At 73.0% G+C, this 16,150-nt stretch carries 13 protein-coding genes and 1 pseudogene; 7 read left to right on the top strand and 7 right to left on the bottom strand.

The features are described 5' to 3' along the window. Positions 1-194 precede the first annotated feature (194 nt). From ACFFIA_RS15700 to ACFFIA_RS15675, 6 genes and pseudogenes are all read left to right on the top strand, one after another. Complete coding sequence (locus ACFFIA_RS15700; RefSeq protein ID WP_377251515.1) at positions 195-1,454, top strand: beta-ketoacyl-[acyl-carrier-protein] synthase family protein; 1,260 nt, start codon at positions 195-197, stop codon at positions 1,452-1,454. After that, a complete protein-coding gene (locus ACFFIA_RS15695) occupies positions 1,451-2,263 on the top strand; it encodes a PaaI family thioesterase (RefSeq protein ID WP_377251513.1) in 813 nt (270 codons plus the stop codon). Before ACFFIA_RS15700 ends, ACFFIA_RS15695 begins: the two co-directional genes overlap by 4 nt. Positions 2,264-2,309: 46 nt before the next feature. Beyond that, a pseudogene (locus tag ACFFIA_RS15690) lies at positions 2,310-3,473 on the top strand (MFS transporter). 33 nt (positions 3,474-3,506) lie between these two features. After that, positions 3,507-5,180, top strand: a complete 1,674-nt coding sequence (locus tag ACFFIA_RS15685) for an FAD-dependent oxidoreductase (RefSeq protein WP_377251511.1) — start codon at positions 3,507-3,509, stop codon at positions 5,178-5,180. After that, positions 5,177-7,435: a molybdopterin-dependent oxidoreductase gene (locus ACFFIA_RS15680; RefSeq protein ID WP_377251509.1), complete on the top strand. Its 2,259-nt coding sequence runs from the start codon at positions 5,177-5,179 to the stop codon at positions 7,433-7,435. Before ACFFIA_RS15685 ends, ACFFIA_RS15680 begins: the two co-directional genes overlap by 4 nt. Positions 7,436-7,501: 66 nt before the next feature. Further along, on the top strand, positions 7,502-9,160 hold the full coding sequence (locus tag ACFFIA_RS15675; RefSeq protein ID WP_377251507.1) for an AMP-binding protein: 1,659 nt from the start codon (positions 7,502-7,504) through the stop codon (positions 9,158-9,160). On the opposite strand, the gene ACFFIA_RS15670 is transcribed toward ACFFIA_RS15675, so the two are convergent. Further along, positions 9,151-10,020 (bottom strand): PaaX family transcriptional regulator, encoded by an 870-nt coding sequence (locus tag ACFFIA_RS15670; RefSeq protein WP_377251505.1) that lies wholly within the window; start codon positions 10,018-10,020, stop codon positions 9,151-9,153. The genes ACFFIA_RS15675 and ACFFIA_RS15670 overlap by 10 nt on opposite strands. Before the next feature lie 62 nt (positions 10,021-10,082). On the opposite strand from ACFFIA_RS15670, the gene ACFFIA_RS15665 reads away from it, so the two are divergent. Further along, positions 10,083-10,880, top strand: a complete 798-nt coding sequence (locus tag ACFFIA_RS15665; protein WP_377251503.1) for an enoyl-CoA hydratase/isomerase family protein — start codon at positions 10,083-10,085, stop codon at positions 10,878-10,880. An 8-nt stretch (positions 10,881-10,888) separates the two neighbouring features. On the opposite strand, the gene ACFFIA_RS15660 is transcribed toward ACFFIA_RS15665, so the two are convergent. The 6 genes from ACFFIA_RS15660 to ACFFIA_RS15635 are packed head-to-tail and all read right to left on the bottom strand — an operon-like array spanning position 10,889 to position 16,140. Next, the gene (locus tag ACFFIA_RS15660) at positions 10,889-11,725 is read right to left on the bottom strand and encodes a sugar phosphate isomerase/epimerase family protein (protein WP_377251501.1); all 837 of its coding nucleotides are present in this window, start codon (positions 11,723-11,725) and stop codon (positions 10,889-10,891) included. Beyond that, positions 11,722-12,543 (bottom strand): HpcH/HpaI aldolase/citrate lyase family protein, encoded by an 822-nt coding sequence (locus ACFFIA_RS15655; RefSeq protein WP_377251499.1) that lies wholly within the window; start codon positions 12,541-12,543, stop codon positions 11,722-11,724. The genes ACFFIA_RS15660 and ACFFIA_RS15655 overlap by 4 nt, the downstream gene beginning before the upstream one ends. Then, a complete protein-coding gene (locus ACFFIA_RS15650; protein WP_377251497.1) occupies positions 12,540-13,631 on the bottom strand; it encodes an NAD-dependent epimerase/dehydratase family protein in 1,092 nt (363 codons plus the stop codon). The genes ACFFIA_RS15655 and ACFFIA_RS15650 overlap by 4 nt, the downstream gene beginning before the upstream one ends. Next, positions 13,628-14,425: an HTD2 family dehydratase gene (locus tag ACFFIA_RS15645; protein ID WP_377251495.1), complete on the bottom strand. Its 798-nt coding sequence runs from the start codon at positions 14,423-14,425 to the stop codon at positions 13,628-13,630. The genes ACFFIA_RS15650 and ACFFIA_RS15645 overlap by 4 nt, the downstream gene beginning before the upstream one ends. 12 nt (positions 14,426-14,437) lie before the next feature. Then, positions 14,438-15,676, bottom strand: a complete 1,239-nt coding sequence (locus ACFFIA_RS15640) for a cytochrome P450 (RefSeq protein ID WP_377251493.1) — start codon at positions 15,674-15,676, stop codon at positions 14,438-14,440. 2 nt (positions 15,677-15,678) lie between these two features. Beyond that, complete coding sequence (locus tag ACFFIA_RS15635) at positions 15,679-16,140, bottom strand: nuclear transport factor 2 family protein (protein ID WP_377251491.1); 462 nt, start codon at positions 16,138-16,140, stop codon at positions 15,679-15,681. Positions 16,141-16,150: the final 10 nt, after the last annotated feature.

Raw genomic sequence — 16,150 nt, 5'->3', positions numbered from 1 at the left:
TCATCGCGAAGACCCAAAGGTCAGTCCGTCGTAGGGTCAGACCCCGGACGGGAGGTGCTCACAAACATCATCTCTGTCCGTCGTGGTAGCCCGAATCTTCCAGTTGTCGAGACCGTGAGGCCGCTGACACTAGACACTAATTCGTTGCTCGTCCTAATGTGTGTCCTATATCTGGTCACACTGGGGAGCGGAGCATGAGCCTTGACGTGGCGATCACCGGGATCGGCGTGGTATCCGCGCTCGGTCACGCACCACGAGACCTCTTCGACCGTCTGGTGGCCGGCGAGTCCGCGGTCCGGGAGACGCCGTGGACGCGCGGCGACCCGGAGCGCTTCGAGTACTGGGCGCCGATCGCCGACTTCGTGCCACCGTCCTGGATGGACGGGCGCATGCTGACCGGCATCGATCCCTTTGCCCAGCACGCCGGCGCGGCGGTGACCTCGGCGCTGGCCGACTCCGGCCTCACGGCGCTCGACGACCGGCGCACCGCGATCGTGGTCGGCACGTCGAAGAACGGCACGCAGACGATGGAGCGGGTCCAGTACGACGTGGACCGGCTCGGCCGCGCGGCCGCCGACCCCAAGATGATGATCAAGGTCTGGCCCAACATGGCCGCCGCGCAGATCGCCATGCGGTGGAGGCTGCACGGGCCGTGCCTGACGATCACGACGGCCTGCGCCTCGTCGCTCGACGCGATCGGGCTCGGTGCACGGCTGGTGGCCTCCGGGCAGGCGGACGTCGCGCTGGTGGGCGGCACGGAGGGCGGCCTCACCTATGGCGTCGACGGCGAGTTCGTGCCGGCCAGCGGCTACGCCCGCTACAACTACGGGATGGGGTCGGCGCGGGTGACCGACCCCGGCAGGGCGTGCCAGCCCTTCGACGTCAACCGCGCCGGCATGGTGATGGGCGAGGGATCGGGCATGTTCGTGCTGGAGAGCGCGGCGCACGCGCGCGCCCGGGGGGCCCGGGTGCACGCCTGGATCCAGGGCTGGGGCACCTCGTCCGAGGCGTACCACCCGTCGACCCCCGACCCGTCCGGCGAGTGGGAGCGGCTGGCCATGTCCCTGGCCATCGACGAGGCGCGGATCGGACCGGCCGACGTCGACGTGCTCGTGGCCCACGCCACCGGCACCCCCAAGGGTGACGTCGCCGAGATCCGCGCGGTCAACAACCTGTTCGGCGACCACGCCCCGGACGTGTCGGTGACCTCGCCGAAGGGGACCCTCGGGCACCCCGCCGGCGGGGCCGGCGCCATCGGCCTCGCCATCCTGCTGGAGGGACTGCGGCGCGGGCAGGTGGCCCCGACGGGCGCGACCACCGATCCCGAGCCGGACATCCGCTTCGACCTCGTGCTCGGCGAGCCGCGCAAGCGTTCGATGGAGTGGATGCAGGTCAACGCGTTCGGCTTCGGCGGCCAGAACGCGTCTCTCGTGGTCAGCGCGGGCCCGCGTTGACCGCCAGCGACACGCCCACGCGCGAGCAGATCCTCATCTCGAGCAACGCGGCGGAGCAAGCCTTCGGCACGCGCGTGGTCGAGATCGCGGACGGCACGTGCCGTGCCACGACCCTCGTGCCGCCGCGCAGCGACAGCTCCGGCTGGCTGGGGCCGCTCGCGGACGTGCTGCTGGCCCGGGCGGCGATGAGCGTCGACGGCGCGCCCATGGGGTGCCGCACCATCGACCTGCGGATCGACCTTCTCACCGCGACCGACCATCCCGGCGGCACCGTCGTGGGCCGGGGCGTCCTGCGCGACCTCGACGACGGCTTCGCGCTCTCCGAGGCGACCATCGAGGCCGCGGACGGCCGGCCGATCGCCCGCTGCGTGGGGCGGCTGCGGATGGTCGCGGCCAGCCCTGACCACATCCGGCGCTACGCGGTCGAGGCCGACAACCAGCTGACCACGCGGTCGCTCCCCGAACTTTTCGGGCTGCGGTGGCGCGCGCGCACCGATGCCGGAGGGCTGCTGGAGGTCGCCGGCGACCCGGCGGTCGGCAACCCGTTCGGCGTAATGCACGGCGGGGCGCAGCACTCCCTGCTCGTGGTGGCGGCGGAGGAGTTCTGCCGGCCGGATCCCGAGCGGTGGCGCGTGCTCGACGCGACCATGGCCTACCTGGCCTCGATGCCGGCATGCGGGCCGGACCTGACGGCCGCCGTCACCGTCGACGGCCGCACCCGCAACCTGTTGCGGCTCCGGCTCGAGTTCCGCACCACGCGCGGGACGGTGGCGTCCGGCACGGTCACGATGCGGCGCGTCGACGGCTGAGCCACCGGTGAGGGCGCCCGGCTCGTGGCTCGTCCCGGCGCTGCTGATGGCCGCCGCCAGCGGCTTCACGATGGGGTTCGGGCGCCTGACCTTCCCCGTCCTCCTGGAGGAGATGACCAGCGACTACCTCGGCAGCTACTCGCTCGCCGGCCTGGTCAGCGCGGCCAACCTCGGTGGCTACCTCGCCGGCACGCTGCTCAGCAACGCGTGGCTGCGGCGTACCCCGGCCCGCACCCACGTCCTCCGGGGCCTCGGCGTGGCAACGGCGTGCCTGGCGCTGACCCCCGCCGTACGGGGCGTGTCGTTCGTGCTGATGGTGATGTTCGTGCTCGGTGTCGCGTCCGGCACGGTGTGGATCTCGTGCGTACCCGTCGTATCGAGCACGGCGCCGGCCGAGCGGCGCGGTGTCGCCTACGGGCTGATGCTCTCCGGGATCGGCACGTCGGTCGCGCTGACCGGCCTGATCGTGCGGCTGGCCGACCACCTGTTCGGGCCGGGCTCGTGGCGCGCGGTATAGGTGATCGAGGGTGCCATCGGGCTGCTGGTCATCGCGTCGGTGCTCGTCCTGCTGCGGCCGGCCCCGGCCCGGCTGCCGGCTCCCGCCGCCGAGCGTGGCCGCTCCCGCGTAGGGCTTCCTGCCGGCATCGGCTGGGCGATCGCCATCTACCTGTTCTACGGCACCGTCCACGGGTTGTACTCCAACTACGTCGTGGCCGCCGCCCAGGAGGACGGCAACCTCAGCAGCGGCCAGGCGACGGCCGCCTTCTCCGTCCTCGGCCTGACGAACGTCGTGGGCGGTCTCGTGCTCGGCCGGCTCTCCGACGGGTGGGGACGGCGCCGCCTGCTCGTGGGCGCGCTGGTGGCCCTGAGTGGCTGCGCCGCGGCGATACCGCTCCACCGGGCCGGGCTCACCTTCGCCTCGTGCGCGCTCTACGGCATGCTCATGACCGGTGTGCCGGCGGTGCTCACCGCCTCGCTGGCCGACCGGCTCCCGCCGCGACACCTCGCCACCGGGTACGTCGCCATCTCGCTCGCCGTCGGCGTGGGTCAGCTTGTCAGCCCGCCCGCGGGCGGCTGGTTGGCGGACGTCACCGGCGACTTCGCCGTCACCTACCTCGTGGCCGCCGCCTTCGGCCTCGTCGCGGCGGCGGCCGCCGTGCGGTTTCCGGACCAGCGGCAGCCCGTTCCTCGACATTGGACACTCGTATAGCGCTACGCCATTCGAGTGGCATATATTGTGGCGGTGACCCACGTGATCACGCAGTCGTGCTGCAACGACGCGGCGTGCACGGCCGTGTGCCCGGTCGACTGCATCCAGCCGGCGCCCGGCACGCCGGGGTTCGCCACGGCCGAGATGCTGTACATCGACCCGGCGACCTGCATCGACTGCGGGTGCTGCGTGCCGGAGTGCCCGGTCGACGCGATCCGGCCGGAGGTCGACCTGCCGCCGTCGTTGAGCCACTTCGCGGAGCTCAACGCGGCCTACTTCGAAGGCCGGCGGCCAGGTCCGGTGCCACCCCGGTCGGTGGTCGCGCCGAGCCTCGCCGTGGAGCGGAGGTTGCGGGTCGCGGTCGTCGGCGCGGGACCCGCCGGGCTCTACGCGGCGCTCGACCTGCTGGAGACCGGCGGCTCCGGAGTGGCCGTCGACGTCTACGACCGCATCCCGACCCCCGGCGGGCTCATCCGGTACGGCGTCGCGCCCGACCACCCGTCGACCAAGCTCGCCGCCGAGGCGTTCACCGCCCACGCCCGCCATCCACGCCTGCGGTTCCGGTTCGGCGTCGAGGTGGGGACCGACGTCACGCCGGCCGAGCTCGCCCGGGCCCACGACGCGGTCGTCTACGCCGTCGGTGCCGCCGGGGCCCGGTCGATCGGCGTACCTGGCGAGGCACTGCCCGGCAGCCTCCCCGCCGCGGAGTTCGTCGCCTGGTACAACGGCCACCCGGAGGCGAGCTCCCGCCAGATCGACCTGTCCAGTCCACGAGCTGTCGTCATCGGCAACGGCAACGTCGCTCTCGACGTCGCCCGTGTCCTCGTCTCCGACCTCGCGCTGCTGGCGACGACCGACATGGCCCAGCACGCGCTCGACGCGTTGAGCCGCGGCCGGATCCGCGACGTGCAGGTAGTCGGCCGCCGCGGCCCGGTGCAGGCCGCGTTCACGACCGCGGAGCTGACCGCGCTCGAACGCCTGCCCGGCGTGCGGGTGGTGACGGAGCCGGGCGAGCTAGCCCTCACCCCGGCGGAGGAACGCCTGCTCGCCGCCGACCCGGTCCTGCGCGCCAAGTACGCCGCGCTCCGCCGGCTCGCCACCACGACACCCGGCGGGCCCGCGCGCAAGCGGATCCGCTTGCGCTTCCTGGCCCGGCCGGAGCGCATCCTCGGATCCACGGCGGTGACCGGCGTACGGCTGCACCGCCAGCTGAAGCAGGACGTCGACGGCGTCGTGACCTTCCGACCCGCCGGCGCGACGAGCACGATCCGCGCGGGGCTGGTCCTGGGGTCTGTGGGCTACCTCACCCCGCGGCTGCCCGGCCTGCCGTACGACGCCGGCGCGGGCGTGGTGCGCAACGCCGACGGCCGGATCGTTGACGAGTCCGGCCGGCCGGTGCCCGGGGCGTACGTGGTCGGCTGGGCCAAACGCGGCCCCACCGGCGTGATCGGCACCAACAAGCACTGCGCGTCGGTGACGGTGGCGCACCTGCGGGCCGACGCGACCGCCGGCCGGCTCGCCCCGCCGCGCGAGTCTCCACAGTGGCTGGACGAGCTGCTGGCGCGCCGCTGCGGCCAGCTCACGGACTGGGCGGGCTGGAGCCGCCTCGACCGGCACGAGCGGGCCGCCGGGCACGCGGCCGGGCGGCCGCGGGTCAAGGTGACCTCCCTTGTGGACATCTGGCGGATCGCCGGGGTGAGCCCGTGACCGCGCGAACGGCGATCCGCACTTGCCCGCTGTGCGAGGCGACCTGCGGGCTCGTGCTGACGATGGACGGCGACCGGGTGCTGCGCACCGCGGGCGACGAGCACGACGTGTTCAGCATGGGCTTCATGTGCCCGAAGGGCGCCACGCTCGGCGAGCTGCACCACGACCCCGACTGGCACCGGCGCCCCCTGATCCGCCACCGCGGCCGGCTCGTGCCGGCGAGCTGGGACGAGGCGTTCGAGCTGGCCGGCCACCTGGTCCGCGGGGTGATCGAGCGAGGTGGCCCGACCGCCATGGCCGCCTACTTCGGAAACCCCATCTCGCACAACCTCGGCGGGCTGCTCTACGCCCCGGTCTATCTCAAGGCGCTCGGGTCGCCCCGGCTGTTCACCGCCTCGTCGCTGGACCAGCGCCCGAAGGACCTCGTCAACGCGCTGCTCTACGGCGACCGCTTCACGCTCGCGGTGCCCGACCTCGACCGCACCGACTTCCTCGTCGTCATCGGCGCCAACCCGGTGGAGTCCAACGGAAGCCTGGCCACGGCACCCGGCTGGCCACGGCGGCTGCGCGCGATCCGCGAGCGGGGCGGCCGGCTCGTGGTCGTCGACCCGGTCCGCACCCGCACGGCCGAGCTCGCCGACGAGCACGTCCGCCCGCGCGTCGCCTCGGACGCCGCCCTGCTCGCGTCGATGGTCACCGTGCTGTTCGACGAGGGTCTGGTGCGGCTCGGCCGGCTCGGCGAGTTCGTCACCGGGGTGGAAAACGTGCGCCGGGCGCTGGCCGACCTCACCCCCGAGCGCGTGGCCGACTTCACCGGCGTACCGGCGGCGTCGGTCCGCGACCTGACCCGCCGGTTCGCCGCCGCCGAGCGGTCCTGTGTCTACGGCCGCATCGGCACGACGGCGACCGAGTTCGGCACGGTGACATCCTGGCTCGTCGACGTGCTCAACATCCTCACCGGCAACCTCGACCGGGAGGGCGGCGCGATGTTTCCGCTCCCGGCCTGCGGATCGCCCAACACGCGGGGGCGGCCGCGGCTCGGGCCGCCGCCCCGCCTGGACCGGTTCGCCAGCCGGGTGCGCGGCCTGCCCGAACGCTTTGGCGAGCTGCCTACCTCCTGCCTGGCCGAGGAGATCGACACGCCCGGCGAGGGTCAACTCCGCGGTCTGCTGCTGATCAGCGGCAATCCCGTCGTGTCCGCGCCCAACTCGGAGCGGACCGCGCGGGCACTCGCCTCGCTCGACGCCCTGGTGGCGGTGGACCCGTACGTGAACGACTCGACGCGGTTCGCGCACGTCGTGCTCCCGCCGCCCGGCCCGCTCCAGCGCTCCCACTACGACGTGCACTTCACCACGTGGGCGGTCCGAAACGTGGCCAACTACAGCCCCGCCGTGCTCGACCTCGACCCGGGCCAGCTCCAGGAGTGGCAGATCATGTGCCGCCTGGCCGCCGCCGTCGAGGGGCGCGGCGCGAGCGAGGCCGACATCGACCGCCGCCACGCCGAGGCGACCGCGCGCGCGGCCGTCTCCGCCGGGCAGACCGTCGACGACCTGCTGGCCGCGGTCGCTCCCCGGGTGGGGCCCGAGCGGTTGCTGGACCTGATGATCCGGTCCGGCCCGTACGGCGACGCGTTCGGCGGCCGGCCGGACGGCCTCACCCTCGCCGCGCTCGAAGCCCAGCCGCACGGTGTCGACCTGGGTCCGCTGCGGCCGCGGCTGCCCGAGGTGCTCCGCACCCCGACCGGCACGGTGGCGCTGGACCCTCCGCTCGTCGTCGACGACCTCCCCCGGCTGCGCGCCGCGCTCACGTCGCGGGCCCGCGAAGGGCTCGTGCTTGTCGGGCGCCGGCACGTGCGCTCCAACAACTCGTGGATGGGCAACGTGCCCTCGCTGATGACCGGCCGGCCACGCGCCACGCTGTGGCTCAGCCCGGCCGACGCCGCGCGCCTCGGCGTGCACACCGGCGACGCCGTCGCGGTGGCCACGCGAGTGTCCACAGTGCACGCCTCCGCCGAGGTGACCGAGCGGGTGCCGGCCGGGGTCGTCTCGCTGCCGCACGGCTGGCTGCACGACCCCGACGGCGTGCGGCTGGCCACGGCACGGGTCCGGCCCGGCGTCAACAGCAACCGCCTGGCCGACGAGCTCGTGCTCGACGTGCCGTCCGGCAACGCGGTGCTCAACGGCCTCCAGGTGCAGGTCACGGCCCTGCGAGCGGACGAACATGAACAACCGATCAACCCGTTGACACTTATGTGAACCGAAATTAGTGTACAAAAAATCACGTCGCTCGAATTCTATGTCACCTGACAGAGGAGCTCCCCGATGAGCGAGGACTGGCGACGAGCGGTCGACCCCGAGGACGCCGCTCACTTCCGCGCCCAAGGCTGGTGGCGCGACACAACGGGGCTCGACGAGCTGCTGGACGCCGTCCAGCGGCACCCGCACAAGGCGGCCATGGTCTGCTACCGCAAGGGCGACCCGCTACCCACCGTGGTCACCTACGGGCAGCTCGGCACGATGATCGACAGGTTTGCCGGCGCTTTCCTCAAGCTCGGGGTCAAGCGGGGTGACGTCGTCACCATCCAGCTCCCCAACACGTGGGAGTTTCCGGCCCTCGTCTTCGGCGCGATGCGGGCCGGCGCCATCCCCAACCCGGTGCCGCACATCTACCGCGAGCGCGAGCTCTCCTTCATGCTCCGCCACGCCCGGTCGAAGGTCTACATCGTCCAGTCGGAGTTCAAGGGGTACTCGTACCGCGACCTCGGGCTCCGCCTCAAGCCGTCGCTGCCCGACCTGGCGCACCTGGTCACCATCGGCGGGCCGGTGAGCGGCGACGCCGTCGACTTCACCGGCTTCTTCGTCCGCCCCCTGCACGAGCACGTCGACGGGCTGCGGCAGGAGCTCGACGCGCGCCGGCCCGGGCCGGACGACCCTGCCTTCCTGATGTTCACCTCGGGCACGACGGGCCAGCCGAAGGCGGCGCTGCACTCGCACAACACGGCGTGGTCGGCCGGGCGGCCGCTGCCCGAGGCGCTGCGGCTCACCGCCGAGGACGTCTGCTTCATGGCGTCGACGGTCGGCCACCTCACCGGCTTCTTCTGGGGCACCTACCTGCCGCTGTCCACCGGGCAGAAGGTCGTCTACCAGGACGAGTGGGATCCGCGCGGCCTCATCGACGTCATCGACCGGGAAGGGATCACCTGGACGCTGTCGGCCACGCCGTTCGCGATGGACATGATCGAGGCGCAGAAGGCGCAGCCCCGACCGCTGTCGACGTTCCGCGCCTTCGCCTGCGGCGGCGCGCCGATCCCCCCGTCCGCCGCGGTCGCGATGCAGGAGCACCTCGGCGTCGACCTCGTGTCCCTGTGGGGCATGACCGAGGTGGGCATCTGCAGCGTCCACCAGCTCGGCTCGTCGCTGTCGACGCTGGCCGCCAGCGACGGCAAGCAGGTGCCGTTCATGGGGCTCCGGATCGTCGACGACGACCTCCAGCCCGTGCCCGACGGAACCGAAGGCCGGCTCCAGGCGCGCGGACCGAGCATCATCCTCGGCTACCGCGACCAGCCCGAGCTGACGAGGGACGCGCAGACCCCGGACGGCTGGTTCGAGACCGGCGATCTCGGCAAGCGGATGCCGGACGGCGGGATCCGCATCACCGGCCGGAGCAAGGACATCATCATCCGCGGCGGCCAGAACGTGCCGGTGGTCGAGATCGAAAACCTGCTCGCACAGCACGGCAAGATACGGGACGTCGCGGTGGTCGCCTACCCCGACGAGCGGCTCGGCGAGCGCGGCTGCGCCGTCGTGGTGCCCGAGGGGACCCCGCCCACGCTCCGCGAGCTCACCGAGCACCTCGAAGCCGCGGGCATGGCCAAGCAGTTCTGGCCGGAGCGGCTCGAGATCCGCGAGGCCATGCCCCGCACCCCGTCCGGGAAGATCCAGAAGTACGTCCTACGCCGGGATGTGGCGGGTCACTCCTGAGCGTCGAGATGCTCCCAGTACACGGCCGAGCGCGACGCCCACGCGCCGTGGCGCTCGCGAAACAGCCGGACCGCCTCGTATCCCGGCCAGCCGGCGGGCAGGAAGCGCCGCGGCAGGTCGGGATCGAGGTAGGGAAAGCGGCGCCAGTCCTGCACGATCAGGACCCGCGCCCGGAAGCACTCGGCGTCGGTGTGCGGGTGGGTCGCCGCGTAGGTCTCGATGAACGAGCGGTAGTCGCCGGCGAGCGCGTCGAGATCCCAGGCCGCCTCGACGATCCCGGCCTCACTGCCCAGCGGTCCCAGCGTGCCCACGAACGAGTGGGCCTGCTCCTCCAGGCCCAGGTCGCGCACGATCTGCGCGATCTCGTCCGCGCGTTCCCAGTGGGTCGTGATCCACTGGCCGGGCACCGGGGATCCCATCCCGGCCCAGGTAAGCCGGTTTTGCAGGTGGTGGCGCAGCTTGCGCTGGGTCTCCGGCACCGACACCGACAGCAGCAGCCAGGTGCCGTCCCAGCTGGTGCGGCGGGCGTCCCAGTTGTACGTGCGCTCGTGCCCCGACGACATGATGCGGGCGCCCTTGGCGGTGATCGACCAGTGCACCCGGCGGCCGACCCTTCCCGGCTCGGTGATGCCCGACTCCGCGGTGCGGTGCAGCGCCTTGCGGGCCGCGTTGGGCTCGATGTCGAGCTCGGCGAGGGCGCGCAGGAGCGTCGAGGACCAGGCCGGCTCGCGAGTGGGCCAGACGAACTCGCCGAGCACCACGAGCAGCAGCGCACGCGCGCTGGAGGGGCGGGTGCCGCTCAGCGGGGTGGCCGTGCGCGCGGCACCGTCTCCCGCCGCCGCGTGCGCTACCTGTGCCACGCCTTCCCCATCCCCTCGATCACCGTCACAAGGATCAGCCTAGTAAACGAGGAGCGGCCGCGATGTCCAGCTTCGAGCACCTGCGTACCGGCGTCGAGGACGCCGTCGGCGTCATCCAGCTCGACCATCCCGAAAAGCGCAACGCGCTCGGGTGGGAGATGCACCACGAGCTGATCGACGCGCTCGCCGCCTGGGCGTACGACGACGACGTCGCGGCCGTGCTGCTCATCGGCGACGAGGAGGGCTTCTGCGGCGGCTGGCGGCTGGACGTGCTCGCCGGCATCACCGGTGACGAGCAGCGCCGCTTCACCGAGCTGGCCGCGCGGCTGATGGCCGCGTTGACCGACTACCGGAAGCCGACCGTGGCCGGAGTGGCCGGCGTCGCGCCGGGCTACGGCATGGACCTGGCCAACATGTGCGACGTCACCATCGCCTCGGAGAACGCCGTCTTCGGATCGACCCAGGTCAAGTACGGCATGAACGGCTTCTACGGCGGGCTGCAGCGCAAGGTCGGTCCGATGCGCGCCCGGCGGCTTTACTTCACCGGTGACGCGATCGACGCCCGCGAGGCGTATCGCATCGGCCTCGTCGACGAGGTCGTGCCGGTCGGTGCCTTACGCGAGTCCGCGCTGCGCGCGGCCAAGCGGATCGCCGAGGCCGGCGCGGAGCTGACCACCGTTCTCAAGGAGGTCGCGCTCCGGGCCACGACCATGGAGCACCTCGCCGGCATCGCGTACGAGCTGCGGGTCACCCACGACCTCACCCAGCGCGAGGTGTTCCACCAGCGGACCCCGGAGGGGCTCGCCCGGCTCCGCGCCGGCCACAGCCCCGCCACGGAGCGGATCCGCCGCGGCGCCTGACCCGGGCCTCAGCGGGGCATCCGGTCGGCCAGCCCGGCGACCGCCGCCCGCGCGGCCCGCGCGGAGGGGAGCCGGTCCAGCGCCGTGGAGTAGACCTCGACCGAGACCGGCCTCGGGTCGCCCGCCGGGCGTACCACCTGGAGGAAGCGCTCCAGGTCGAACTCCCCCTCGCCCAGGCACCGCCGCCGCGAGACGGCCTCCATCCGCACGTTGCCGGTTTCGGTGACCAGCGGGCCGTCGTTGACCTGGACCATCGTGAAGTGCGCCGGCCCGGCCTTGGCCAGCTCGTGCCAGTCGGGGTCGCCTCGGAAGAAGTGCCACGCGTCGACGCAGAGGCCACCGTTGGACCGGTCCGCCGCCGAGACGATCGCGGCGGCGGTCGCCACGTCCGGGATGTTCGTGTAGGGCACGAACTCCAGCGCGATCGACAGGCCGTGCGGCGCGGCGCGGTCGCACAGGGCGGCGAACGCCTCCACCGCGCGCTCCCCCGGCGGCTCGGTGTCGAACGTGCCGACGGCCTGCGCGCGCGGCGCCCCGAACTCGTCGGCCAGGCGCAGCACGGCCGCCTCGACCTCCGGGTCGGCGTAGACGAGGCCCGGGCGCTCGGGGATGTTCGCCGGTCCAGGCGGGGCGCAGAACCCGAAGATGACCTCGACCTCGCCGATGGTGACCGCGAAGTCGTCGAGGACCCGCCGCATCTCGGCGTGTGTCCAGCCCTGCTCCAGCAGCTGCCGGTAGTAGGGGACCGACAGGCCGATCGCGTCGTAACCCGCGGCCGCCGCCGCGGCCACCCGGTCCGGGAACGACGCGTGCCGCACCGTCCCCCAGGCGAGCACCGTGCTCACGATCCGTCCTCCTGATGACGTTCGGCCCGGCGCACGACCGCCGCCGCACGGGCGCGGACCGGGCCGTCCAGCATCTCCCCGTCGACGCTTGCCGCCCCGGCTTCCAGGGACGCGAGAACGCGCCGCGCCCACCGCAGCTCGTCCGCGCTGGGCGTGAAGGCTCGGTTGACCGGCGCGACCTGCGCCGGATGGACGCAGAGCCTGCCGGTGAACCCTTGCGTGGCGGCCAGCGCGCTGTCCGCGGCGCACAGCTCCGGATCGTCCAGGCGCGGGGTGACGCCGTCGACGGGGCCCGGCCGCCGTTCCGCCGCGGAGGCGAGGACGAGCTGCGCCCGCGCCCAGGTCGTCGTGTCCGACGGCTCCCGCGCGCCGGTGTCGAGCGAGAAGTCGACGCTGCCGAACGCCAGCCGCGCCGTCGCGGGATGCGCCGCGATCTCGCGGGCGGCCAGGACGCCGCGGGCGGTCTCGACGAGAGCCAGCACGCGCGTGCCCGGCAGCCGGTCGAGCAGCGCGGACATCTGCGCGCGGCCTTCCACCTTGGGCAGCATCACCGGCACCGGGGCCGCCGATCGGGCCAGGGCGGCGCAGTCGAGCGCGAAATGTTCGCTCGTCGCCGCGTTGACCCGCACCACGAACCGCCCGGCGCCGCCGGCGTGCGCCCGCTCGACCGCCGCGCGACCGTCCCCTTTTCGCTCCGGCAGGACGGCGTCCTCGAGGTCGAGGATCACCAGATCGGCGCCGGAGCCGACGGCCTTGCCGAACCTGTCCGGCCGGTCCGCCGGTACGAACAGCAAAGACCGCGCGTCGTCGACGGTCATGACAGGCGGGGAAGGATCCGGCGGCGTTGCAGCTCGCGGATGGCGTGCCGGAAGGTCAGCTCGGTGTCCCGGACGCCGGTGAAGCCGGCCTGCTTCACTTTGACGGTGCTGACGAGAGCCGGCGGCGGCGCCTCGGTCAGCCCCGACCCGAACGTGTAGTCCGCGTAGAAGTGCGACTGCCCGAGGACCGCGGCCAGATCGGGCTCGCGGAGCTGGTGGGCGGCTGCCACCTTGGCCCACGCCTCGGCGTGTGCCGGCAGGAAGTCGGCGAGCCTGCGGGCGACCGGCTCCGCGGCCACCACGCCGAGCTCCTCGGCGAGCACCGGCCACAGCTCCAGCCAGGAGAAGACCTCGCCGTTGGTCAGGTTGAAGTGCTCGCCGTGCGCGGCCTCGCTCGTGGCGGCCCAGACCAGCGCATCGGCGACGAGGCGGACGTCCGCGACCTGCTTGGGGACGCTGAGGGGCAGCCCGGGAAACCCGAACGGCTGGCCGGTCTCGTCGCACACGGCGGCCAGCGCGCCGATCACCGGAGGCGTGCAGTAGCCCACGCCGTACGCCGGGCCGACCACCTGCACCGGCCGGAGGATCGTCCACCGGAATCCGGCGCGGCCGGCGACCTCCCGGAGCAGGTCCTCCTGGTGCCAGTAGAAGTTCTCGTGCGGGTCGCGCGGGTGGCGCTCGCGGGCCGGCAGGGGGATCGGGTGCAGGTGCGCGCCGTACGCCTTCGTGCCCTGCATGACGGTGACCTGTTCGAGGTGGCCGGTGGCCGCCAGCGGCCGCAGGACGTTGTCGAGCATCGCCCGGTTGGTCGCCATCTGCTCGGGGTCCGACCAGCCGGCCACGAGCCCGGGCTTCTCGTACACCGAGGTGTACGCGAGGTGGGTGATCGCGGGCAGGTCGCGCAGCGCGGCGGCGACCGCCGGTGCGTCGCGCAGGTCGACCGGCACGCCCACGTACCGTGCGTCCGCGCGGGCGGAAGCCCCGCGGGACATCCCGACGGTGTCCCAGCCGGCGGCGAGAAACGCCTCGACCGCCGCGCGCCCGATCAGGCCGGTGCCGCCGGTGACGAGAACCCGCCGGCCCGTCACGAGACCCGCCCTTCGGCGACCCGGGCACCCGCGGCGTCGTGCACCCATGCCTCGGCGCGGGAGTCGTCCGCCGACCGCGCGGAGATCCGCAGCGTCTGCGGGCCGATCACCGGCCGGACGAGCCGGTACTCGAACCGCGTCCCGACCAGGTCCACCCCGATCGCGCGCAGCCGCTCAGCCATGAGTACGACCTGGAGGGGGCCGTGCACGACGCGCTCGGCGTACCCCTCCTGACGCGCGTAGGGCAGGTCGTAGTGGATCCGGTGCGCGTTCGCCGTCAGCGCCGAGAAGCCGAAGAGCACCACGGGGTCCACGTCGAAGTGCGCCGCCAGCGCGCCGTCGGGCGGGTCGTCGGCACCGGCGGGGCTCGGCGCGGAGCCGCCGGTCATGGGCCGGTAGACGATGTCGTGCTCCTCCGCGATCATCACCTCGCCCTCCTGGAGGTACTCGTGCCGCAGCGTGACGAAGGTCAGCGGACCGCTCCGGCCGCGCTTGTCCACAGTGGAGACGACCGTCGACCGCCGGTGCGCGGGCGCGCCGGTGCGCAGTGGTCCTCTATGGACGGTGCGCCCGCCTGCGAACATGCGGCGCAGACCGGGCGCCGGCGAGCTGGGCACGCCCCGCCGCGGGTGGCCGTCCGGACCCCTCTCGTCGCGCCGCACCGCCACCGGCAGCTGGAACCAGTGCCACATGGGTCGCACCACGCCGCCCAGGCACGCCGTGCCCAGCAGGGCGGCGGCGGCCTCGTCGCGGTCCGGGCAGACGTGTTCGCGGGTCAGCAACGTCGTGTCCATGATGGCCGGTGGTCAGACGACCACGCGCATCTCGGCCGGCGCCCGCATCTTCAGCCCCTGGTGCCGGGGCGTGAACCCGCTGGCCAGCCGGAGGTCGGGAAACCTGTCGAGGATCGCGTCGAGGCCGATCTGGAGCTCGGAGCGGGCCAGCATGGCGCCGAGGCAGAAGTGCCGGCCGAAGCCGAAGGCGAAGTGTTCGCCGCGGGCGGTGAAGGCGTCGGCGTGGGACAGGTCGGTGCGGTGGAAGTCGTACGACTCCGCGTCGGCGAAGCGCGACTCGTCCCGGTTGGCCGAGGCGATCACCAGGAACACCGTGGACTCCGCCGGCAGCGTGCGGCCTTCCATCTCCACGCTCTCCGCCAGGACCCGCCCGTTCATCTGCGAGGGCGGGGTCAGGCGCAGCGTCTCGCTGATCGCCGGGATCACGAGGTCGCGGTCGGCGGCCACTTCCTCGTAGCGTTCGCGCTGGGTCAGCAGGTGGCCGAAGAGGCTGCCGAAGGTCTTGTCCGTGGTCTCCGAGCCGGCGTTGAGCAGCTGCGTGACGTGGGTCTTGATCTCCTCGTCGTCGAGCGTGTGCCCGTCGACCTCCGCCGTCGCCAGGGCCGAGATCAGGTCGGTACCGGGGTCGGCGCGCCGCTGCGCGATGATCGGCGCGAGGTACTCGCGCAGCTCCCGCGCGGCCGCGATGCCACGCTCGTGCACCCGCGGGTCGCGGGCCAGGTTGGAGAGGAAGCCGATCATGGCGGTGTACCAGTCCCAGAACCGCCGGTAGTCGGACTTGGGCAGCGCGAGCATGTCGGCGATGACGAAGACCGGCAGCAGGTGGGCGAACCGCTCCAGGATGTCGAACTCCTCGCCCGGACGGATCGGTGCGAGCAGCAGGTCGACGACGCGTTCCACGGTGCCGTCGAGGATCTCGGCGACGTTGCGGTGGATGGTGCCGGACCAGGCCTGCAGGCCCGCGCCCCGGAAATGCGGGCTGACGAGGGCCCGCTTGCGAGCGTGCTCGGTGCCGTCGAGCTGCAGCAGGCTGCGCCCGAAGACCGGCTCCAGCTGCCACTCGTAGTTGCGCGTGGTGAACGCGGGATGCCGGTAGGCCGTCGAGACCGCGGCGTGCCGGGTCAGCAGGTACGCGCCCGCGCTCTCGTCGTAGTGCACCGGTGCCTCGCGGCGCAGCCGGCGGTAGAACGCGTACGGGTCGCGCGCCACCTCCTCGGACAGCAGCGCGGGCAGGGACGTCGTCGTGGTCATGGCTAGAACGGCTCGAGGAGCTTGATGTCCTGGCCGTCGCTGACGAACCACCGGGTCACCAGCCGCTTGGCGAACCGCCAGGTCCCGTCGCGGCGCTCGTACTCGTCGTCGTAGGTGGCCGAGACGAGGCTGACCCGCCCGTCGTGGTGCTCGCAGATGGCGAACGCGTCGCTGCGGCCGGCCGCGCGGTCAGGGCCGTCGAAGGTGATCGTGTGGTTGGTCGTCCAGTGCTTGGTCGACGCCCACGCCCGGCCGATCACGTCCTGGGACTCGCGGATCCGGTCGATGCCGACGAAGTCACCGCGGCCACCGGGGATCAGGTAGGAGGCGTCCTCGTGCCACAGGCTCAGAAACAGGTCCACGTTGGCGTGGTCCACCCCTTCGCAGTAGCCCGCGACGAGAGCGGCGATGGCCGCGCGGCTCTCCATCTCGTCGAGGCGCTCCTCGATCGATCGCTGTGTCATGCCCGGCTCC

Origin of the sequence: Phytohabitans kaempferiae, assembly GCF_042433955.1 — a bacterium.
Taxonomy (GTDB): Bacteria; Actinomycetota; Actinomycetes; order Mycobacteriales; family Micromonosporaceae; genus Phytohabitans; species Phytohabitans kaempferiae.
This window is presented reverse-complemented; position numbering and strand designations above follow the sequence as displayed.

Excerpts from the sequence above, each read along its gene's own strand:
- ACFFIA_RS15700 (WP_377251515.1), top strand. The coding sequence starts at position 195 with ATGAGCCTTGACGTGGCGATCACCGGGATCGGCGTGGTATCCGCGCTC.
- ACFFIA_RS15675 (WP_377251507.1), top strand. The coding sequence starts at position 7,502 with ATGAGCGAGGACTGGCGACGAGCGGTCGACCCCGAGGACGCCGCTCAC.
- ACFFIA_RS15665 (WP_377251503.1), top strand. The coding sequence starts at position 10,083 with ATGTCCAGCTTCGAGCACCTGCGTACCGGCGTCGAGGACGCCGTCGGC.
- ACFFIA_RS15655 (WP_377251499.1), bottom strand. The coding sequence starts at position 12,543 with ATGACCGTCGACGACGCGCGGTCTTTGCTGTTCGTACCGGCGGACCGG.
- ACFFIA_RS15645 (WP_377251495.1), bottom strand. The coding sequence starts at position 14,425 with ATGGACACGACGTTGCTGACCCGCGAACACGTCTGCCCGGACCGCGAC.
- ACFFIA_RS15640 (WP_377251493.1), bottom strand. The coding sequence starts at position 15,676 with ATGACCACGACGACGTCCCTGCCCGCGCTGCTGTCCGAGGAGGTGGCG.
- ACFFIA_RS15635 (WP_377251491.1), bottom strand. The coding sequence starts at position 16,140 with ATGACACAGCGATCGATCGAGGAGCGCCTCGACGAGATGGAGAGCCGC.